This window comes from uncultured Pseudoteredinibacter sp. (assembly GCF_947500695.1).
Taxonomy (GTDB): domain Bacteria; phylum Pseudomonadota; class Gammaproteobacteria; order Pseudomonadales; family Cellvibrionaceae; genus Pseudoteredinibacter.
Window position 1 is genome coordinate 653,660 of the sequence record NZ_CANMSS010000001.1, and the last position, 20,562, is coordinate 674,221.

Genomic DNA, 20,562 nt, shown 5'->3' on the forward strand with positions numbered 1-20,562 from the left:
TGTATATTAATACCTCGCACTAGGAACATTGTTGCTATAATCAGCTTATAACACATCATTTCGTAACTTTGTTACAATACTTACAACCTTTCCGCAACTTTGTTCTTTTGGCTGTAATAATGGATAAAATTGATAAATTACTACTCGACGCCCTACAAAATGATGCGTCACGCTCCATTGGGGCTATAGCTGAGGAAATAGCCATATCCAAAACAGCGGCATGGCGGCGTATCAAAAAGCTCAGTGAAGAAGGCGTGATCAAAAGCCAAGTCGCACTATTAGATGCTGAGAGCTTAGGCCTGCCCTTAACGGCCTATATCGCTCTACGCACCAGTCAACACAATGCCCAGTGGTTTAATCGATTCAAGGAAGTGCTCAACACCATCCCCGAAGTTCTGGAGGCTTACAGAATGAGTGGCGAACTCGACTACCTAGTAAAAGCTCAAGTTTCTGACATGGCCGGCTATGATCGTCTTTATAAGCAGTTGATAAAGGCTGAACTTAATGACGTAAGCTGCAGCTTTGTGATGGAAACACTCAAACACACCACAAAACTCCCTATCAATTGACGCTTTACACTCCCAGTCTAATACTTTCAAACTAGATAAATTACTCCCAATATTTTATGGGTCTCAGATAGCTGAGATCCATAAAATTACCTATCCTATTGTTTTTACTTGCTTTTTTAAATTGGCACAGTGCTTGCCATTAATTACAGCAAGTAGCAAATTTATTAGTTTGCACCGCTAGATTTCACAAATTATTGAGACTAAGCCGCGTTGGAGTTGAAGGGCTGACGCGAGTATTCAGGGAGAAAGCCATGAGATCTTTTGTAAAACGCGTAGTAGAACAAGTCTTATGCCAATGGCAGGACTATCGCAATGAACTTAGCCTGCTGGCGTTAAGCGCATTGATGCTAATGAGTAATTATTGGCGTGACTCAAACAATTATCGAGTTGAAGATTTGTGGAGAGAGATTTACCTAACACATATTTTACTGCCCGGAGTTTTTTAATCCCTTATGACAAATTACACTGGGTAAGCGTCAGCTTTTCTTAAGCTATGGAAAACTAGAGCTTAAGAGAAGCGCTGTTACTCACTGAATTAATCAAGCTCAAAGGCAAGTTTTTGCTAAGCTACTGACTGGCTATTGTTTGTTCAGATTAGAAGGCGTTTTAATTATCGTGGCAGGCCCATTACCCATACCACATTAAGATAACAAGAAGCTTTGATTGCTTAAGTGCTCACATCTCTATGCTTTTTGGCTTCAAAGCTAAAGTATGTATTTGCCTAGAATTTTAAAAAAGTGGCCTAACAATTATCGTTAGGCCACTTCATGTTTTAACGCGGCCTTTCGATGGAAAAGTTATTCATACGATAGCTCAAGGTCGATGGCTTAATTCCCAGCAGCGCGGCCGCTCCTTTCGCTCCAGACACCTTCCAATCACACTTTTCTAAAGCCTTGATGATGTTGGCACGTTCTAAAGCTCTAAATGCTTCTTCATCTAAAACTTCTGCCTCAGGCGCACTAACTTCATGAAAGACCTCTTCTACATTCTGAACCAGGTCCGGCATGGCTAAATCCAATCTCAAGCGAGAGCCCCGACTTAAAATAATCGCTCTTTCAATAACATTCTTAAGTTCTCTAATATTACCCGGCCAGTTCAGCGCACTTAGAGCTTGAGCCTGAGCCTTACTAATTTGCATTGCCTCACGACCCAACTGTTGACACTGCTCTTCCAGGAAATGCTGAGCTAACAAAGGAATATCTTGGGGTCGTTCTCGCAATGGCGGTACTGAAATCGGGAAAACGCTCAATCGATAATACAAATCTTCTCTGAAACGACCTGCAGCAACCTCTTTTTCAAGGTCGCGATTCGTCGCCGCCACAATGCGAACATCAACGGCATGAGTCGCATCATCTCCGACACGTTCAAATTCCTGCTCCTGCAGTGCACGAAGCAATTTACCCTGTAAATCCAGAGGTATTTCGCCCACTTCATCTAAAAATAGCGTGCCGCCATTAGCAAGCTGCATTCGCCCAACACGATCTTTATGGGCGCCGGTAAAGGCACCCCTAACGTGACCAAAAAACTCGCTTTCAAAAAGATCCTTGGGTATTGAGGCGCAATTTACTTTTACCAAAGGCTCATCTTTTCGCGGGCTTTGGGTATGTATAGCCCGCGCAATCATTTCCTTACCGACACCCGACTCACCTAGAATAAGTACGCTACTTGGCGTCGCCGCCACGGCCTCTATTTGAGCCAGGGTTCTATTCAAGGCAGGGCTTTGCCCCACAATATTGCCAAAGCTCGCTCCGGCGTGTATTTCGTCACGCAAATAGTCTCGTTCTAACTCCAACTCTTCCTTTAGTTTTTTGATCTCTTGAAGTTGCAGATCTTTTTCGGATTCTAGTTTTTTGCGCTCCGATATATCTTTGAAAATAACCACAGCACCTTTAATTTCACCGTTGTGAACGATGGGGGTGCTCACGTATTCTACAGGTATTGAGCTACCATCAGCTCGCCAAAAAACTTCATCATCAACACGGTGCACATCACCGTCTTTAAATGCCGCATATATCGGGCAACATTCACGAGGATATGGACTACCATCCGGATAAGAATGATGATGAATATCATGCAAGGGCGTTCCAAGAATATCATCCGGGTGCCAACCTAAAATATCAACAGCCGCCTGATTTGCAAAGGTCGTACAGCCATTAAGATCTAAGCCATATATCCCCTCACCGGCTGCTGACAAAATCAATTCGTAACGTTGGCGCAGAAGATCTAACTCATCATTTAAACAGCTTGCATCTTTGTCCATTAAGACAACATTTAAAGTAATATCATTCTCACCCCAGGGCTCCTGCCACAACATAAGCACCCTGACATCTTCGGCATTTTCCGTCGAGCGTACCTCCACACTAACAACAGCAGAGTTTTGCAACACATCATCTACTAAGCTCTTCGCGGAACCCTCGCTAAGGAGAACGATGGTGTTTAAGAAGCCGGCCAGATTCGGCTGAATGATTGATTCGCGCCAAAGCCGGCTCTGCTTTAACCAATTACCCTCTGCATCACAAACCGCACTGCAAAAAGGGCTTTCCAACAACACAAGGCCATCAAAATCTTGTTGAGTTCTACTTTCCATATAGCTTTCCATATAGCTATCCACTTAGTTTTTCTCAGTTAATTCCCGTAAATAAGCTCCCAACATCCTTAAGTTTAACAACGTAAAACTAACAAATAACTGTGTCTCACAGTTTTCTGAGACACAGAGAATCATACTAAGCTGTTGTTTTTAAAGGTTTTATTAAATTGGCACGCTTATCGCAATAAACCACTTAGCGGGATTAGCGAGGAGAATTTGGTATTGCTTGTGTGAGAACAGCAACACTAAAAGCCTTGCCCCTCTGTTGTCAAGGATACCGAGTAACGAAAACTTGTTAGTGAAATGAAAAACGAAAAACGATTAATACCGCCCCCATTAGACAAAACCAGCGCTGAATTCAACCGGCAGCTTATTTGCGACCTCCTTAACGAAGGTGCATTACAGGCGCTACTGGATTTGGGCACAGACGATGCCAGCTGGCAGCACCAGGGGGAAATTTGCAAAAACAAAGATGAGATTGCCGAGCTACTTAACAAGCGCAATCAAAGACTGTTGCACTACCGCTGGCACAGCACCATTTGGAATTACTCTGAAGAGCGCTTGAGCTTACAAATTGTCTCTGAATGGCAACATTGCAGCAGCGGTCAATGGTATCGAAGCAATGGTCAATTGCTATTGAGTTTTAACGAATCTGCACTGATTACCGGCGCCGTAAGCACGTCGCAAGATCATAAAATTAGCGCCGATAGCAGGGAATTATTTAAGCCGCAATAAGTTGGATTTTTTAAGGAGAACAATATGACGCAGCAGCGACCACCATTACCGCCGTTTTCATTAGAAACAGCAAAAGCAAAAGTCCAAGCCGCTGAAGACGCCTGGAATAGCAAAGATCCAATCGCCGTTTCCATGGCCTATAGCGAAGACAGCCAATGGCGAAATCGAGATGCCTTTTTTAGTGGTCGTGAAGCCATACAACAATTTTTAAGCCAAAAATGGCAAAAAGAACAAGACTACAAACTCAAAAAAGAGCTTTGGAGTTTCACCGAAAATCGAATTGCCGTTACCTTTCAATATGAATGGCACGATGAAGATCAACAGTGGTACCGCTCTTACGGGAATGAGCTGTGGGAATTCAATGATGACGGTTTAATGAGTCGCCGCATCGCAAGTATTAATGATGTTCCCATTCAGGCCTTTGAGCGTCAACTAACCCCTTAAGCAAAGAGGACTTTAGCATGTCTACCATTAAATTATATCGTCATCCTTTATCTGGGCATTCACATCGAGTGGAGTTGTTTTTATCACTGCTCAATTTAGATGCCGAAATTATCGATGTAGATCTTTTAAAAGGTGAGCACAAATCGCCTGAATTTCTAGCGAAGAACCCGGCCGGACAGGTGCCTGTTTTGGAAGACGGTGATGTTATATTGCATGATTCAAATGCTATCTTGGTTTATTTAGCGGCAACTTATGACAAAAACCACAGTTACTATCCCCATGACCCCGTAGCAGCCGCTGAAATACAGCGTTATTTAAGCGCCGCTGCAGGGCCAATCGCCAGCGGACCAGCAACTGCACGATTAATCACGGTTTTTTCGGCAGCACTGGATGCCGACAAAGCCATTGCTACCGCGCACGCTATCCTTGCTCGATTTGAGGCAGACCTAAACGGCAAAAACTGGCTAGTAGGCGAAGAGATTAGTCTTGCCGATATCGCGAATTACGCCTATATCGCTCATGCGCCCGAGGGCAATGTCAACCTTGCCGATTACCCCAATGTGCAAGCCTGGCTAAAGCGTATCGAAGCATTGGATAATTTTGTCGCCATGACATCAACCCCCATTGGCTTAGCCGCTTAGCGATTAGAATCCATGAGCCCTTTGCGGACAATGCCCGTGACAGCAGCTGGGCGGCGTCCGCTTTTTTTGGAGAGCAAGGAATGTCAGAGGCAATTTTTCATAGTGGTGAATTAAGCATACAAGAACGCCTTGGTGTGAAAGATCAGATGGCGGCGTTTGCGCAACGTGTGGTCAGACCCTTCATGCCAGATCAGCATCGAGAATTCTACCAACAACTGCCCTACTTATTCTGCGCTCATCAAGATAAAGATGGGCAAATGTGGGCTTCAATTTTGTGGCAAGAAACTGGCTTTATCGAAAGCCCATCGGAAACCCGCTTGCATATTCGTGGTGGGCAGGTTTATTCCGACTTTTTCTTTAACGATTTAGAGCCTGGACAGGCGCTAGGTATACTAGGTATCGATCTATCCAATCGCCGTAGAAATAGGTTGAGTGCTAGCGTAGCTTATAGTGATGGCAAACTGCTTGAACTTGAAGTCAGGCAGAGCTTTGGTAATTGCCCGCAATATATCCAAACACGGGATTTTTCGCAGCTGCAAAACGGCCCTGGCAGAACTAAGATTGAAACCGAAAAACTCAGTCCAGAAATGCTGTCTATCATTAATCGCTCCGATACCTTTTTTGTTGCAAGCAACAGCGGAACAGAAAACGGCCAAGCCAGTGATGGCGCTGATATTTCGCATCGTGGTGGAAAACCAGGTTTTGTTTATGTTGAAAATAGCCAAAGCCTACTAATACCGGATTTTCCAGGCAATTTTCATTTCAATACCTTGGGTAACTTTTTAAATAGCCCAAGTGCAGGTCTCTTATTTCTTGATTTCGAATATGGTCATCTATTGCAGCTAACAGGAGAAGCCGAAATAGTATGGCATCATGAGTTACTAGCGCATTTTGATAATGCCGAGCGCTTTTGGAGATTTAAGCTCAGCAAAGCGCGATTGCTACCGAAACGTTTAGCTGGTTTAAGGCATATTGCTGATTATTCTCCAAACAGTTTATTAAGCGGAGACTGGGAAACCGCCAAGCAGCGCTTAGCAAACTCAAAAAGAGCGAACAAATGGTTCCCAATGCTCATCAAAACGACTGAAATGGAATCGGACATTGCCAAATCACTTTATCTGGATGGCCAAGTAGATAGCTTTATTCCTGGGCAACATATCAATGTGTCACTGCAAAAACCTGACAGTAAAAATAAAAGCGTTCGAAGTTATAGCGTGTCTGGCTCAAGCGCCGATGGCGATTTGCGGATTACTGTAAAACGCGATGGTGAGCTGTCCACCCAAATACACCAAGCGTTGAAAGCTGGAGACACTATATGGGTACAGCAGGCTAGAGGTAATTTCACTTTTGACAGCCAGTCAAAAAAGCCTGCCCTACTCATCGCCGCCGGAATTGGAATAACCCCAATAGTGGCTATGGCCGAACGCCTTATTAAAGACGCCATACGTCACCGTTACGCCCGCCCCTGCCATATTGTTGCGATCGCCAAGAGTCGTGAAGAAGCTAGCTTTTTTGATTTACTCAATGATATGGCGCATTACAGCCAAGGTCGATTAAACATCAGCTGGCATTTTACTCAAGCTACTGCCACCTCCAGTGCTAAGAATATTCTAACTGGCCGGCCAAATAGGAGTTTTTACAGCAACTTAATATCAAGTTGGATCGGGGATATCACTCCGGGCAGCGAATTAGATCTAGAGGCCTATTTATGCGGCCCGAATGCATTTATGCAAGAGACCTATGAGTATCTAATGGATTTAGGTTTTAGTGATGAACATATACATGGGGAAACCTTTGGCCCTTCCCAGTTAATACGGCAAAACCAAATAAACCTTCTTCAACTGCCCGAGAACCAGATCGTCGAAATTGAGCTAGCAGACCACCTGCGCCATGAGCTCAACTGGTTTCCCAAAGACGGTAGCTTGCTAGATAGCTTTTTGCAACACGGACTAGAAATTGATTTTTCTTGTCGTAGCGGGCGCTGCGGTAGTTGTCGCTGTCGATTAAAAGGTGGTGAGGTTCAATATCAGAACGCCCCTGAGTACCCTCTAGCTGACAATGAAATATTGCCCTGTATTGCCTACCCGGTCGACGGGCAGCCATTACAACTTGTAAAAGACTAAGTAGATATTCAAATTAAAGCAGGCGCAGCTCCATTACTGTGCCATTTATGAAAGGACGCCCCATGAACCAAGCCGTTAAAAGTAAATACTGGTCGAAAGACGTTTTACACAGTAAAGACAGTACTGAGCTGAACGCCAATCAAAACTTAAGCAGGCCAGTGAATCTAAACACCAACGCCAAACGACAGGCTTATGTTAGTACTAACAATGTGGCTTGGCAAAACAGCCCCGCCTTGGGCGTAGTTCGCAAGCCTTTAGCAAGACGATTTTCAGAACACGGGCACGCCACCAGCATTGTCTGCTATGAGGCGGGCAGTAGTTTCAGCTCACACTCACACCCTGGCGGCGAAGAAATATTGGTGCTCGAAGGTATTTTCAGCGATGAGCATGGCCACTACCCTGCTGGTAGCTATATTCGCAATCCTGCCGGTTCTATCCATCAACCATACAGCGATAGTGGCTGCACCCTTTTTGTAAAACTTCATCAATTTCAAGAAAGCGATCAACTTAGCACCCGCATCGATAGCGGCAATAATAAGCTCTACCATCAGCACAGCCCAGCGCACAGTAGTTTGTGCTTGCACGAGCATAAACGTGAGGCCGTCTATATCCAGCGCTACTTAGCAGGCAGTAGCCACCAAGCTATTTACAGTCATGGGGTGGAAATTTTACTGTTGAAAGGCTCGCTACAACATGGCGAACGCACACTCCTTAACGGCGACTGGCTTCGCCTCCCAGCCGGAAGCCCAGTACAGTGGACGTTTTTAGAAGATTGTGAATTTTGGATCAAAGAAGGCCATCTAGGGCTCTAAACTCGGGAATGTTTACACCAAGGAGCGTAGCCATGCAGGCTGAATTAAGTTGCATCGATCATGTACATATATTCACCAGCGATAGGAATCAAGCCTGCGATTGGTATTGTCATCATCTAGGTTTTGAGATCGACACACGCTATCAAAGTTGGGCTGAAGACCCTGCAGGCCCCCTAACACTGGTAAATGGTGAAATCCACATAGCACTGTTCAAACGCGATAGCGCTATTCAATCCCGCCATATCGCCTTTGGCTGTGACGCTAAAAATTTTCTTTTGTGGCGCGAATATCTTAGCTCAATAGCAGCGCTTAAAAGTTGTAGTGATCACCATTTATCCTGGTCACTTTATTTTGAAGACCCTTGGTCCAACCAGCATGAAATCACTTGCTATGAGCATCACGCGATTCGATCAATAATTTCTGAATCTTAAGGCAATTACACAGCAATCGATTGCCACTTTTTAGCGACTTCTACCGTCTAAGGCTCATGTTATACTTGAGCCTTTATCAACAGAGATCGCAAATTCACCATGCTGCTATTAAGTCGCCTACGTCGAATCATCCTAAAGCACTTTATGGATTTGGGTTGGCGCAGCATGTTACTCATCATCGCTTGCTATATTGGCAGTGTTTGGATATTGCTCTACACGGCAGGCGAAACCCACCTCTTAGCGGCAGATAGCTTTTTCTATTGGCTATTGGTTACTGCTTCAACAGTGGGCTATGGCGATCTGTCGCCCACAAGCGCAAACGGCAAATTGATTACGGCCCTCTATGTAATCCCTCTGGGCCTAGGCTTATTTGGTCTAGCGATTGGTCGAGTTGCTGCATTTATGTCCTACCAATGGAGAAAGTCTGTGCAAGGTTTAAAGCCTATAGATTGTAGTGGCCATATTTTAGTCGTCGGTTGGAATGAAAACCGAACACTGGAATTAATAAAACTGCTACTACGGGAAATGGAACATCAGGCTGATAAACGTCGAGTGGTACTCTGTGTTAAAGCTGATATTGAGAACCCAATGCCCGAGCATATAGGTTTTGTAAAGGTCAACAGCCACAGCAAAGATGAGGAAATGGACCGCGCCTCTGTTGCTCAAGCGGCCAGTATCATTATTGACAATAGCGACGATGACGCCACCATGACGGCGGCTTTATACTGCACAGGCCGAAACCCTGATGCCCATACGATCGCCTACTTCAATCAAGAAAAACTCGGGCAGCTGCTCAAAAAACACTGCCCCAATGTTGAGTGCATGCCCTCGGTTGCCATTGAAATGATTGCTAAATCGACCATGGACCCGGGCTCCAGCGCACTTCATCACGAACTTTTAGATGTCGACCAGGGCATGACCCAATATTCGATTATCTATAATCACAGCAACAGCAGCTCAGTAGCCGTCATCTTCCCTTATCTAAAAGCTGAATATGAAGCGACACTTATCGGCATTAAGCACGGCGATGATCAGAGGCTAAATATTAACCCCTGCTTGAGCGAAGAAATCGATCGCGGTGATCGATTGTTTTACATCGCTGACGAACGAATCGAAAATATTGATTGGCAAGCGGCGCAAAAAAGTCAGTAAGGCTTCGAATCTCTAAATACCAAACTAAACACGATTTATAGGTGGAAAGATAAATGGATGCAATTATTGAATCACTAAATGGTTTTAGCAGCTTTTTAGTGTATTTTGGCTTCTCTATTGGCCTTTTTTTAGTCTTTAAGATTCTGTACACCTTAATTACCCCTCACGATGAGTGGCAGTTGCTCAAAGAACAACGCAATACCAGTGCCGCTTTAGGATTGGGCGGTGCACTCATTGGCTTTGCCATAGCCTTAGCCGGCGCCGCTAGCAACTCTGTGTCTATTCTGGACTATGCCATCTGGGCAATTATCGCGCTAGTCGCCCAGCTCATCGCCTTTGCGCTTGTCCGTTTTGTTTTGATGCCTAAATTAGTCGAGCGAATTGAAAACGACGAAATCTCCGCCGGTATTATTCTGGCCTCAATGTCAATCGCTGTTGGCTTAATCAATGCCGCTTGTATGAGCTATTAACTAGCCCTTGGAGATAACGATGAAACGAAGCAAAAATGTCGATTTATCCCGTATGCGCAAAGCTTGGCATTACCGAACAAAACTAGCGCCCTCTCTTGCAATCATCGCAGCAGGCGGCAGCTTAAGTGGTTGTGGAGAAGATGTAGAGGTATTTTCAACACTAGGTGATTGCGAAAACCGTTACCCCTTACGAAGTGAGGAATGTCGCTACAGTTACCAGCAAGCTCTACATGACGCCGATCGATACGGGCCGCGCTACACAAAAGAAAGCGATTGCGAATTCGATTTCGGCCAAGACGCTTGTCGTGAACGTGAGCTCGATAGCCATGTATGGTTTATGCCTTATATGGCAGGCTTCGCAATGCACGACGATGACTACCGACGCAGTGCGCCCTTATTTAGCTCTAAGAAACGCAGCTCCCCCCTATATAAAAAGTGGGTCAATTCTCAAGGTTCTATTTTGGGGCGACAGCAATTCGGCCCGCAGAATTTTTCCAGTAGCGCGTTTAATAAAAGTAGCAGCTCCCAACGCGTGTTTGGTCGCGGCGGCTTCGGCAAACTCGCAGCAAGCAAAGCTCGCTCTGGTGGCAGCTTTTCCAGAGGTGGCTAATGCGTAGAATTTCAATTCCAGAAAGGCAAGATTGGAAAGCGCTGGCTGACGATTACGGCTTTCACTTCCATACTATGTATGGCGAGCCTTACTGGGACGAATCCGCTTATTATGAATTTACCCTAGAACAAATCGAAAACGATCTTGAGGATCCTAGCGAGCAGCTGCAAACTCTTTGCCTAGAGGCCGTCGATGAAGTATTGCAACGTGAATCTTGGTTGCAGCAATTTCAAATACCCGAGCAATACTGGGACTGGATTAAGTTATCTTGGGATCGTAAAAATCCCAGCCTCTATTCTCGCTTTGACCTTTGCTACGACGGAAAGAGTAAGGCCAAGCTGCTGGAAAACAATGCCGATACACCAACCAGTCTTTATGAAAGCGGCTTTTGGCAATGGCTATGGTTAGAGCAGCTCATCGAAAATGGCTCCCTAGCTAGCAACAGCGACCAATTTAACTCCCTACAAGACAAGCTTATTGAGCGCTTTCGCTTTTTCAAACAGCATTACAACATTAATGAGATGGCTTTTAGCAGCTGCCTGGACACAGAAGAAGACCGAGCAACCGTACAATATCTACAAGACTGCGCGAAAGAAGCTGGCATTAAAGATCGCTTTTGCTATATCGAAGATATCGCGACAAATGAGCAACATCAATTTTGTGATCCAGAAGGACTTGGCTTCAATGCCATGTTTAAACTCTACCCTTGGGAGTTTATGCTACGCGAGGAGCTAGGCCCGAAATTATTGCTGGATCAATGCCAATGGTTTGAGCCACCCTGGAAAGCGATTCTGTCTAACAAGGCTATTCTTCCAATATTGTGGCAAATGTTCCCTGGACACCCACATTTACTGCCCGCTTATTTTTCAGAAAAAGAAGCCTCTGAAAAGCTCACAAACTACGTTAAAAAGCCTATCTTTTCTCGCGAAGGTGCCAATATCAGCATAATCAAAGACGGGGAAGAGATAGCAGCTTCCTATGGTCCTTATGGCGAAGAAGGGTTTATTTACCAAGAGTATCAAGCGCTACCTAAATTTGGCGATAGCTACACCCTTATTGGCTCTTGGGTAGTAGGCAATCAAGCGGCAGGAATTTCTATCAGAGAAGACAGCGAGCTTATCACTCAAGACTTATCTCGCTACCTGCCGCATGTTATCAATAACCACTAAAGCTTCCTAACAATACGATAAACAAGCTTCTGAAATAAACCTGCGCGCATATTAAGCAAAAGCGAAAAACGTAACACCCAGCGTTGATAGAGACTCAGAGTTTTTCCATGCTGCCCCATAAAAGCTCTCGACTGATCGCAAACATAATTGAGATCATGGCTTGAAAACAACCAGAGATATAGTTTTTTATGGATGCCAAGATCAGAACTTAAGCCTGTTTTTTGCTTAGCTCCCAATGTATTTGCACCATGTTGACGATACTGTATTGTAGGCTGCCTAATAAAAACAATTTTACCGAAGGCTTGCGCTATCAAAGCTAACCACCAATCATGCATTACTGCTTCTTCTGGAATCGGTAGAGATCTGTCTAGCAGTTGCCTATTAAAGAGCATCGTACAACCGGTCACAGAGCTATTGATCAACGCCCTCCCAAATAAGTTATGACCTGGCAACAAGCCCTGATATTCACTTAGACTTTTAGAAATAAGCCCCAAACTTTCATCGACCACCTTAAGCTCGGAATGGACTAGAATTGGAACATCCCCCAATTCCGGAGCCACAGCTGTTATCGCTTCAATAGATAAAGAGATCTTGTTAGGCAGCCACACATCATCCTGATCACAAAACATAAAGTAATCTGCTGTTCGATCAGAGTTCAAAAAGTCTTGCATTAATGATGCAAAACTCCCGCAAGGCTTTAAGTTTCGATCTTCGCCTTGTAACCACGAAAATTGCGTAGGATATTTAGATATATACTCTTGAATAATATCCTGAGTACCGTCGCTAGAGCCATCATCACGACAATACACACAGAAATTCTGATGATCTTGTGCCAACAAAGAATCTAATTGGGCGTTTAGAAACTCAGCGCCGTTATAGCAACTCAGAAATATGGCGACGGCACTACTTGCAGTATCGTTATTCACCTGATACCGGCCCACTATGAAAACGAAACTCAGAATCACCGCTCTCTACTAGCTTTTTATCAAGCGTAAGAAAAATATCTACTCGTTCGTCAATAGCCTCGCCAGCAGCGGCTTTTTTCGCCAAGCCCAAGTAATCTTGATAGTGACGCGCCTCTGACTTTAAAAGGGAAAAATAGAATTTTTTAAGTTCCTCATCAAGGAATGGTGCTAGCTTATTAAACCGCTCACAGGAACGTGCTTCGATGATGGCTCCCACAATTAATGTGTCAATTAAACGTCCTGGCTCATGAGTACGAATGGGCTTGCGAAGTTCAGCCGCATAACGCGACGCTTGAATCTGCGGGTAGGCTATGCCGCGAGATTCCATAATCGCTATCACCTGCTCAAAATGACGCAGCTCCTCGCGCGCTAAGCGAGACATTTTATTTAGCAATTCAAAGTCATCAACATAACGGTACATTAAATTCATCGCTGTGCCGGCGGCTTTTTTCTCACAGTTTGCATGGTCAATCAGCATGAGATCTTGATATTGCAAGGCCTGCTCTATCCAGGCGTCTGGTGTCTCACACCATAAAAAGCTGTGAATTTCACTGAGGTCAATCATGGAGTTTTAGAAGTTCCTTTAGGGCGAATACCGTCGAGTTAGCGCGGCATAAAATATTTGATTCAGTTAGTTGATACTGTTCCTACTACTTTATTAGCCAATATTACTCGTCATCAACTTTACCCGGAGCGATATAGCGATCGTAGTAAGCGCAGGATAAAGCATAATAGTCTTGATCAATGGCATCTTTGATTTCGACCAATGACTTGCCCTTCCAAGCGACCTGCAATTGCAGACCAAACTCTTCAGGTTCTACCTGTGAGGCGCCAGCTTTTAACAGATTAAATACCCAACAGTGTGGGTCTTGCTGATCGTCTATACGAATATTTTGATGCTTTATCTGTAGCTGTAACTTCTCAGGGTCTATGACCGAAACTTTATTGGCAACTACCTGCTGCAGAAAGCTTTCTAAGCGCTGAGCAATGGTACGTCGTTGCTCTTCGCTATAGGCGTTCCAGTCGATAACTTCATGGCTAAAGCGCTTGCAGCCCCGGCACACGTCATCCCCTAGGCTCGCTGAGCAAACACCAATACAGGGGGTACGAACACGCTTTAGCATTAACTGTTTTCTCCGCAAACAAAAAGCGCGCACCTTATCTGAGCGCAGCCTAAAAATAAAGCCCCCTACAACGGCGGCTCTATCGAATTGGCCTATTTTAAAGCACATTTGGCCATCTTGTGGGCGTCACAATGATGAGGCAAAATTTGCTCAAAATCATGGTGATACACAAGCGACATACCCTATCATAGCTTGACAATTCCCTTGGGTACTAATTGATCAAATTACGGAGCCAGCATGAGCGGTGAATACAAAACGGCACAAACTTTAATCGAAAATGCCTTAGCAGAAGCAGACAACAGCGCCAACTCTTCGGCCGACGCCTTAAGCCAAGCCCTATTAGGTGTTCTTCTGCAGTCTATGGCAAAGCAACGCGGAATCGCTGATTTAAAGAGTTTTATAGATTTCCAGCTGGAAAACCTCGATACGGACGAGATTGTGGTCACCCGAGGCTGTTAAGATCTTTCTTGAGAACTTTCCTCGCCCTAGTAATGTAACGATTAAAGCCATTACTGGCTTCAGCTAAGTACAGCCATGTACATCAATCGCATTACGGGCCGCGAACAAGTGCCCGCTATACAAGACTAGCGGGATCGACCAATCGCTAATTGCTCATCCTTGCCGTTTTTAGCACACTTCTTATACGCTAACAGATTTCTTTTATCCCGAGTTTTCAGCAACTTAGCGTCACGAGAAATCCATTAGCCGCATACCAATGGTTAAATATTAGGCAGCTTTCATTAGCCGCACAAGCGTGCTAGCTTAAGATTAGCCGCCCGATTAGGACGATTGCCCTTTTACTTGTACCTGCTGTCAAATAAGGTGGCAGTCTTACTGTAAAGAAAGTCGGCCAAAATCAAGCAAAGACTTGATCAATCAAAGCAAGCTACCCATAGGTCGCAATAGCGACCACCCACCCGGAATTGAGGATGACAACCGTGCTTGAAGCTTATCGTAAACATGTAGTAGAACGTGCCGCCCAAGGAGTTCCCCCCAAGCCTTTAAACCCGGAACAAACAGCGGGTTTGGTGGAATTGTTGAAAAACCCGCCTGCTGGCGAAGAAAGTACCTTAGTAGACCTGATAACTAACCGTGTTCCGCCGGGTGTAGATGAAGCAGCCTACGTCAAAGCTGGATTCTTATCTGCTGTGGCCAAAGGCGAAGCCTCAAGCCCACTGATCAGTGCCGCTAAAGCGGTCGAGCTCTTGGGGATGATGCTGGGTGGCTACAACATCTCTACCTTAGTGGAGCTGTTAGATGACGCCAATCTTGCCGCATTGGCCGGCGAGCAATTAAAAAGCACCCTACTAATGTTTGATGCCTTCCACGATGTGGAAGAGAAAGCTAAAGCGGGTAATGACGTTGCCAAATCAGTAATGAAGTCATGGGCCGATGGCGAGTGGTTCACCGAGCAGGATAAAATGCCCGAAAGCATCAAGATGACCGTATTTAAGGTTACCGGTGAAACCAATACCGATGATCTATCACCGGCACCCGATGCCTGGAGCCGACCCGATATACCACTGCATGCACGTTCCGCTTACAAAATGACTCGCGATGGTCTAAGCCCGGAAGAGCACGGAGTTACCGGACCCATGCAGCAAATAGAAGATATTAAAGCTAAGGGCTTACCAGTAGCCTTCGTGGGTGATGTGGTCGGTACAGGCTCCTCTCGTAAATCAGCCACGAACTCCGTTTTGTGGTTCTTTGGTGATGATATGCCTGGGGTCCCCAATAAACGAGGGGGTGGTGTCTGCATTGGCGGCAAAGTCGCACCTATTTTCTTCAATACTATGGAAGATGCTGGCGCATTGGTATTTGAAGCCCCTGTAGACAATTTAAAGATGGGCGATGTGATTGAAATACGCCCTTATGATGGCCAGATTCTATCCGAGTCTGGTGAGGTGCTATCAGAGTTCGAATTTAAATCGGACGTCATCCTTGATGAAGTCCAAGCTGGCGGGCGCATTCCCTTGATTATTGGTCGCGGCCTGACCAGCAAAGCCCGTGAATCTCTCGGCCTACCGGTTTCCGATATCTTCCGTCAGCCAGAAACCCCAGAAGACAGCAATGCTGGCTTCTCTCTGGGGCAAAAGATGGTTGGGCGCGCATGTGGACTGCCCGAAGGCCAAGGCGTTCGCCCGGGCACTTATTGCGAACCCAAGATGACAACCGTTGGCTCGCAGGATACCACTGGCCCCATGACACGAGATGAGCTGAAGGACTTGGCGTGCTTGGGCTTTTCAGCCGATTTGACCATGCAATCCTTCTGCCATACAGCAGCTTATCCTAAGCCCGTTGATATCAGCACTCAGCACACGCTGCCAGATTTTATTATGACTCGCGGTGGTGTTTCATTGCGCCCAGGCGACGGAGTCATTCACTCTTGGCTAAACCGCATGTTACTGCCCGATACCGTCGGTACCGGTGGCGATTCTCATACTCGCTTTCCAATGGGCATCTCATTTCCAGCGGGCTCAGGTCTAGTGGCCTTCGCTGCGGCAACCGGTGTAATGCCGCTCGATATGCCAGAGTCCGTATTAGTACGCTTTAAAGGTGAAATGCAGCCCGGCATTACGCTGCGCGACCTAGTACACGCGATCCCCTATTACGCCATCAAAGAAGGCCTATTAACGGTAGAAAAGAAGGGGAAGAAAAACATCTTTTCAGGCCGCATTCTAGAAATCGAAGGACTAACTGGGTTGACCGTGGAGCAGGCTTTTGAGCTATCTGATGCATCCGCCGAACGCTCGGCGGCTGGCTGTACTATCGAGCTGGAAGAAGATTCTGTCAAAGAGTACCTGAACTCCAACATCACCCTACTTCGATCCATGATTGCCGACGGCTATGGCGACCCTCGCACTTTAGAGCGCCGAGCAAGAAAAATGGAAGGCTGGCTGGAAAGCCCAAGCTTGATGAAAGCGGATGATGATGCGGAATACGCCGCTGTCATCGAGATTGATCTGGCGGAAGTTACAGAACCGATCGTTTGCTGCCCGAACGACCCAGATGATGCCAAGTTACTGTCTGAAGTTGCTGGTGATGAGGTAAACGAGGTCTTTATTGGCTCATGTATGACCAATATTGGGCACTTCCGTGCAGCGGGTAAGCTGCTAGAGCAACATAAAGGTGGTATCTCAACACGCCTATGGTTGGCGCCACCCACCAAAATGGATGAGCACCAACTTATGGAAGAAGGCTACTACAACATATTTGGTCGCGCTGGTGCCCGTATGGAAATGCCTGGCTGCTCGCTTTGCATGGGCAATCAGGCTCGTGTCGCCGCAAACAGCACCGTTCTATCAACCTCTACCCGTAACTTCCCCAATCGCCTAGGCGATGGCGCGAATGTCTATCTAACCTCTGCCGAGCTAGCCTCTGTAGGCGCTATTATGGGTAAGCTGCCAACGCCAGCGGAATATATGGAATACGCGAAAAATATCGACGCCATGGCCGATGACATTTATCGCTACCTAAACTTTGATCAAATTGCTGAATTCCAAGCTAAGCATGATGAAGGTAAAAAGATAGCTGCCGTTGAGATAACAGAAATCTCTCTGTAGATAGGCCTTTAAAGAGAGAAAGCCCCTTCTGCAGGGGATTCTCTCTTGCTTTAGGCCAAATCAGCCTCCCCAGCTCTACAAACAGTGTAGGCTGACAGGTTTATGCTACCCCAGCCTACATAAACTGTTACTTTTCATCGCAATTTAATTTTGGCGCCATAAAAACCAAGGTTTTTTTGTGTATTAATTGTCTATACACCTATAATTAGTTTTGCCTAATGCTTTTGTAGTAGATCGGCTAGCAGGTTTTAGTCTTGGTAAAGCGGTATGAAGAACTGGACGACTCAAAAAAATAACATCCAAATCATTGTAGCAACGGCCTTTATACTCCTAATCGCTGGCGGTGTCTGGGGCATGATCGACCATCAGCAAGGCTTTATGCGCCAGCTAATACAAGATCGCCTACGTGACTACAATCTCGCCTTCTGGGAGTCTGTATCACAAGATGCTGATAATTTGTTTCAGATCACCCAGGAACAAAAAGCTGACTTTATCAACAAAGATACGAAGCTAATCAGAAATCAGTTAGCCGAAACCTTTCCATTGCTCAACAGCACAAGAAAGGTCCACCACCTAGCCTTTTATGGTAAAGATACCAAGCTACGAGGCTTGCAAAACCAGCAGGGCTTACAGCTTGATCGCCACAGTTTACAACTATTAAACCTACCTGGAGCGCCTTCGCAATGGCATATAGAGCTTTCAACAAGAGGCGAAATGCTGCTGTGTGTATTGGATGAGGTAAAGGTTGATGGCACTGTACATGGCTACCTCGAAGTCGCCAAGCCTGCCTCCGAGAAGATGCTGGGCCTCGCCAAGCAGTACAATATATTTTCTTTAATTGCCGCTTCTAAAACCCGCCCTATCATTGGAGACACTGAGGCCAGTATTGATTTTAGCGATCTCAACAAGGGCGACTTTGCACTCATCCATAACGATTTTAAAGAGCTATCCCTGATTGAACTGCAAGAAGAGCAAGGGTGGCTAGAGAATATTAAACAGATCCGATTCCGCTACCAAGGCCGTGAATACCAAGGTAGTCTAAGAAAAGTTTTTGATAGCAAGCAACGATTGGCCATGATTCATATGGCGGCGATCGATATCACCGAAATGATGGCCGCCCATAAAAGAAAGCTGGCTATTTTTCTAGGGCTCGCGCTATTTTCCTTTACACTACTAAGTTATGTTGTTATTCGCTACCTACGCGCCGTAGAAAGGGATTTAAACTCGACTTACGCATCGTTAGCAAACGAAGTGGAAGAGCATAAGAAAACCGAATCACAACTTATAGAAGCCAAACAAGGTTTGGAGCATCGCATTGCTGAACGAACCACAGAGTTAAGACGGCTAAATGAAAAGCTTCAAGATGACCTTAAAACACGGCATAGCATGCAACAAGCCTTGATGGTCAGCGAAAGGCAATATCGAACGCTCTTCGATCATTCTTCCGACGCCATGATTTTGCTCGAGGATGGAAACCCTAGCCTCTGCAATACCGCTGCCGTTGAACTCATAAAATTAGAAAGCCACAATCAAATCAAAGAAGTTGATCTATATGATTTACTGGCTGAAGACACAGATAAAAACAATGGTTTTCGCAGCCAATTTATCCGAACCTTAGGCTCGAGCATCTATGGACAACCCTTAAAGCACGAGTGGCGCTGTAAAGATTTTGAAGGTCGCGAGTTCTTCGCCGATATCACGCTTAGTAAGATACCCTCGGAAGATCATCGCCGCCTAGCGCATTTAACAATTCGAGATATTACTGAGAAAAAAGAAGCTGAACTAAAAATTTCAAGCCAAGCCTACTACGACTCCCTTACCAGTTTACCCAACCGTAATTTATTTATGGACCGACTCCACCAAGCAGTGGCTTTTGCCGATCGCAATCAATGCTACGGTGCCGTTCTGTTTATGGATCTGGATAACTTTAAGTATATCAATGACTCGCTTGGCCACGCCGTAGGTGATGCCGTACTTATTGAGGTCGCCAAACGCTTAAATGCCAGCGCCCGCAGCCAAGACACGATTGCAAGATTTGGTGGCGATGAATTTGTCATGTTGATTCCTGCCAATTTCGCCAATAAACGAATGGCAACTATCAACACCCAGAAGATTGCCGAAAAGATACGACGTACTTTTTCACCGCCAATTAACTATCAATCCCATGAGTTTCACCTCACTCCGAGCATAGGGGTAACGCTGTTTAATTCTAATGAGACCGCTGTAGCAGATATCTTGAAGCACGCCGATACGGCCATGTATCAAGCCAAGAGCTTGGGTAAAAACTCTATTTGCTTCTTTGAATTAGAAATGCAGCGCAGCATCGATCAACGATTGCACTTAGAAAGCAAAATGCGTGAAGCCATTAAGCGAAACGCCTTTGAATTGCGATTTCAACCTAAAATCGATCAACAAGGAAATATCATTGGCGCTGAATCTTTGTGCCGCTGGCAATTGCCAGAAGGTGACTGGGTCTCCCCCGCCGAATTTATTCCTATCGCTGAGGAAACCGGCTTAATCACCGAGCTTGGCAACTGGGTTTTCGAAATGGCCATTGCGACACTAGCTGAAATTCAACAACAGCACCTCAGTAACTTCACAATGTCTATCAATGTGAGTCCTTTGCAGATCAACCATAGCAATATTGTTCGGCAGCTCTTGCATACCTGCACACATCACCAGGTAAAACCCAGCGATGTCACCCTTGAAATAACCGAAAGTGTACTAATGCAAGATGCCAAATCGACTGAAGAGAAATTGCGCCGCCTGAAATCGCACGGCTTTCAAATTTCTATCGATGATTTTGGCACAGGTTACTCTTCACTCGCCTACCTAAAGCATCTCAGTATTAATGAGCTAAAAATCGATCGTTCATTTGTTTCGGATATCGGCCAAGATCCCGATGACGACGCCATCGTAGAAACCATTCTTGCCATGTCTCGTCATTTAAAACTCAGCGTTGTCGCCGAAGGTGTAGAAAGCCAGGAGCAACTTCAGTTTTTACAGCGCCATAGCTGCGAGCAATACCAAGGTTTTTACTTCAGTAAGCCTCTCAAAGAAAGTGAACTGATGGATTTTATTTGCAAGAAACAACAATCTTCAGTCAGCGAAATTAGCGTTTAGGGCTACGATTCGAATGCTTAGCTATCGTATAGTCAGCATAAGAA

General features: G+C 45.5%; 19 protein-coding genes. 15 read left to right on the forward strand and 4 right to left on the reverse strand.

What is annotated here, in order from left to right:
* The first annotated feature begins 119 nt into the window (after positions 1-119).
* Together Q1A08_RS02550 and Q1A08_RS02555 are read left to right on the forward strand one after the other, a co-directional pair.
* Entirely contained in the window at positions 120-569 is a 450-nt protein-coding gene (locus tag Q1A08_RS02550) for an Lrp/AsnC family transcriptional regulator (protein WP_299769311.1), read from the forward strand.
* A 251-nt stretch (positions 570-820) separates the two neighbouring features.
* Complete coding sequence (locus Q1A08_RS02555; RefSeq protein WP_299769314.1) at positions 821-1,015, forward strand: hypothetical protein; 195 nt, start codon at positions 821-823, stop codon at positions 1,013-1,015.
* Positions 1,016-1,341: 326 nt separating this feature from the next.
* On the opposite strand, the gene Q1A08_RS02560 is transcribed toward Q1A08_RS02555, so the two are convergent.
* On the reverse strand, positions 1,342-3,156 hold the full coding sequence (locus tag Q1A08_RS02560) for a sigma 54-interacting transcriptional regulator (RefSeq protein ID WP_299769317.1): 1,815 nt from the start codon (positions 3,154-3,156) through the stop codon (positions 1,342-1,344).
* A gap of 303 nt (positions 3,157-3,459) precedes the next feature.
* Between Q1A08_RS02560 and Q1A08_RS02565 the strand changes: the two genes are divergently transcribed.
* From Q1A08_RS02565 to Q1A08_RS02610, 10 genes are all read left to right on the forward strand, one after another.
* The gene (locus Q1A08_RS02565) at positions 3,460-3,891 is read left to right on the forward strand and encodes a DUF1348 family protein (RefSeq protein WP_299769319.1); all 432 of its coding nucleotides are present in this window, start codon (positions 3,460-3,462) and stop codon (positions 3,889-3,891) included.
* A 24-nt stretch (positions 3,892-3,915) separates the two neighbouring features.
* Positions 3,916-4,335: a nuclear transport factor 2 family protein gene (locus Q1A08_RS02570; RefSeq protein ID WP_299769321.1), complete on the forward strand. Its 420-nt coding sequence runs from the start codon at positions 3,916-3,918 to the stop codon at positions 4,333-4,335.
* 17 nt (positions 4,336-4,352) lie between these two features.
* Positions 4,353-4,976: a glutathione S-transferase gene (locus Q1A08_RS02575; protein ID WP_299769324.1), complete on the forward strand. Its 624-nt coding sequence runs from the start codon at positions 4,353-4,355 to the stop codon at positions 4,974-4,976.
* A gap of 80 nt (positions 4,977-5,056) precedes the next feature.
* The gene (locus tag Q1A08_RS02580) at positions 5,057-7,099 is read left to right on the forward strand and encodes a pyridoxamine 5'-phosphate oxidase family protein (RefSeq protein ID WP_299769327.1); all 2,043 of its coding nucleotides are present in this window, start codon (positions 5,057-5,059) and stop codon (positions 7,097-7,099) included.
* Positions 7,100-7,161: 62 nt separating this feature from the next.
* Entirely contained in the window at positions 7,162-7,911 is a 750-nt protein-coding gene (locus Q1A08_RS02585; RefSeq protein WP_299769329.1) for a cupin domain-containing protein, read from the forward strand.
* A 32-nt stretch (positions 7,912-7,943) separates the two neighbouring features.
* Positions 7,944-8,342 carry a VOC family protein gene (locus tag Q1A08_RS02590; RefSeq protein WP_299769332.1) on the forward strand — a complete coding sequence of 133 codons (399 nt, stop codon included), beginning with the start codon at positions 7,944-7,946 and terminating at the stop codon, positions 8,340-8,342.
* A gap of 99 nt (positions 8,343-8,441) precedes the next feature.
* Positions 8,442-9,494 carry a potassium channel family protein gene (locus Q1A08_RS02595; RefSeq protein WP_299769335.1) on the forward strand — a complete coding sequence of 351 codons (1,053 nt, stop codon included), beginning with the start codon at positions 8,442-8,444 and terminating at the stop codon, positions 9,492-9,494.
* Between the two features lie 53 nt (positions 9,495-9,547).
* A complete protein-coding gene (locus Q1A08_RS02600; RefSeq protein ID WP_299769338.1) occupies positions 9,548-9,964 on the forward strand; it encodes a DUF350 domain-containing protein in 417 nt (138 codons plus the stop codon).
* Between the two features lie 19 nt (positions 9,965-9,983).
* Positions 9,984-10,574 carry a DUF1190 domain-containing protein gene (locus tag Q1A08_RS02605; protein ID WP_299769341.1) on the forward strand — a complete coding sequence of 197 codons (591 nt, stop codon included), beginning with the start codon at positions 9,984-9,986 and terminating at the stop codon, positions 10,572-10,574.
* Positions 10,574-11,743, forward strand: a complete 1,170-nt coding sequence (locus tag Q1A08_RS02610) for a glutathionylspermidine synthase family protein (RefSeq protein ID WP_299769344.1) — start codon at positions 10,574-10,576, stop codon at positions 11,741-11,743. The genes Q1A08_RS02605 and Q1A08_RS02610 overlap by 1 nt, the downstream gene beginning before the upstream one ends.
* Here the strand turns inward: Q1A08_RS02610 and Q1A08_RS02615 are convergent.
* The 3 genes from Q1A08_RS02615 to Q1A08_RS02625 form a co-directional block, all read right to left on the reverse strand.
* Positions 11,740-12,669: a glycosyltransferase family 2 protein gene (locus Q1A08_RS02615; RefSeq protein WP_299769354.1), complete on the reverse strand. Its 930-nt coding sequence runs from the start codon at positions 12,667-12,669 to the stop codon at positions 11,740-11,742. The two genes, Q1A08_RS02610 and Q1A08_RS02615, sit on opposite strands and share 4 nt — an antisense overlap.
* Positions 12,662-13,273, reverse strand: a complete 612-nt coding sequence (gene miaE, locus Q1A08_RS02620) for a tRNA isopentenyl-2-thiomethyl-A-37 hydroxylase MiaE (protein ID WP_299769357.1) — start codon at positions 13,271-13,273, stop codon at positions 12,662-12,664. Before miaE ends, Q1A08_RS02615 begins: the two co-directional genes overlap by 8 nt.
* Before the next feature lie 103 nt (positions 13,274-13,376).
* Positions 13,377-13,832 carry a DUF1289 domain-containing protein gene (locus Q1A08_RS02625; protein WP_299769360.1) on the reverse strand — a complete coding sequence of 152 codons (456 nt, stop codon included), beginning with the start codon at positions 13,830-13,832 and terminating at the stop codon, positions 13,377-13,379.
* Positions 13,833-14,069: 237 nt separating this feature from the next.
* Here Q1A08_RS02625 and Q1A08_RS02630 point away from each other — a divergent pair, with 237 nt between their 5' ends.
* The 3 genes from Q1A08_RS02630 (at position 14,070) to Q1A08_RS02640 (ending at position 20,518) form a co-directional block, all read left to right on the forward strand.
* Positions 14,070-14,291 carry a hypothetical protein gene (locus Q1A08_RS02630; protein ID WP_299769362.1) on the forward strand — a complete coding sequence of 74 codons (222 nt, stop codon included), beginning with the start codon at positions 14,070-14,072 and terminating at the stop codon, positions 14,289-14,291.
* A 479-nt stretch (positions 14,292-14,770) separates the two neighbouring features.
* Complete coding sequence (gene acnB / locus Q1A08_RS02635; protein WP_299769902.1) at positions 14,771-17,395, forward strand: bifunctional aconitate hydratase 2/2-methylisocitrate dehydratase; 2,625 nt, start codon at positions 14,771-14,773, stop codon at positions 17,393-17,395.
* A gap of 267 nt (positions 17,396-17,662) precedes the next feature.
* Positions 17,663-20,518, forward strand: a complete 2,856-nt coding sequence (locus tag Q1A08_RS02640) for an EAL domain-containing protein (protein ID WP_299769365.1) — start codon at positions 17,663-17,665, stop codon at positions 20,516-20,518.
* Positions 20,519-20,562: the final 44 nt, after the last annotated feature.

Bases quoted from the DNA above. Each gene is read 5' to 3' on its own strand.
- Q1A08_RS02575 (WP_299769324.1), top strand. From the start codon at position 4,353: ATGTCTACCATTAAATTATATCGTCATCCTTTATCTGGGCATTCACAT.
- Q1A08_RS02560 (WP_299769317.1), bottom strand. From the start codon at position 3,156: ATGGAAAGTAGAACTCAACAAGATTTTGATGGCCTTGTGTTGTTGGAA.
- Q1A08_RS02590 (WP_299769332.1), top strand. From the start codon at position 7,944: ATGCAGGCTGAATTAAGTTGCATCGATCATGTACATATATTCACCAGC.
- Q1A08_RS02555 (WP_299769314.1), top strand. From the start codon at position 821: ATGAGATCTTTTGTAAAACGCGTAGTAGAACAAGTCTTATGCCAATGG.
- Q1A08_RS02565 (WP_299769319.1), top strand. From the start codon at position 3,460: ATGAAAAACGAAAAACGATTAATACCGCCCCCATTAGACAAAACCAGC.
- miaE (WP_299769357.1), bottom strand. From the start codon at position 13,273: ATGATTGACCTCAGTGAAATTCACAGCTTTTTATGGTGTGAGACACCA.
- Q1A08_RS02580 (WP_299769327.1), top strand. From the start codon at position 5,057: ATGTCAGAGGCAATTTTTCATAGTGGTGAATTAAGCATACAAGAACGC.
- Q1A08_RS02610 (WP_299769344.1), top strand. From the start codon at position 10,574: ATGCGTAGAATTTCAATTCCAGAAAGGCAAGATTGGAAAGCGCTGGCT.
- Q1A08_RS02585 (WP_299769329.1), top strand. From the start codon at position 7,162: ATGAACCAAGCCGTTAAAAGTAAATACTGGTCGAAAGACGTTTTACAC.
- Q1A08_RS02605 (WP_299769341.1), top strand. From the start codon at position 9,984: ATGAAACGAAGCAAAAATGTCGATTTATCCCGTATGCGCAAAGCTTGG.
- Q1A08_RS02640 (WP_299769365.1), top strand. From the start codon at position 17,663: ATGAAGAACTGGACGACTCAAAAAAATAACATCCAAATCATTGTAGCA.
- Q1A08_RS02630 (WP_299769362.1), top strand. From the start codon at position 14,070: ATGAGCGGTGAATACAAAACGGCACAAACTTTAATCGAAAATGCCTTA.
- Q1A08_RS02600 (WP_299769338.1), top strand. From the start codon at position 9,548: ATGGATGCAATTATTGAATCACTAAATGGTTTTAGCAGCTTTTTAGTG.
- Q1A08_RS02595 (WP_299769335.1), top strand. From the start codon at position 8,442: ATGCTGCTATTAAGTCGCCTACGTCGAATCATCCTAAAGCACTTTATG.
- Q1A08_RS02550 (WP_299769311.1), top strand. From the start codon at position 120: ATGGATAAAATTGATAAATTACTACTCGACGCCCTACAAAATGATGCG.
- Q1A08_RS02625 (WP_299769360.1), bottom strand. From the start codon at position 13,832: ATGCTAAAGCGTGTTCGTACCCCCTGTATTGGTGTTTGCTCAGCGAGC.
- Q1A08_RS02570 (WP_299769321.1), top strand. From the start codon at position 3,916: ATGACGCAGCAGCGACCACCATTACCGCCGTTTTCATTAGAAACAGCA.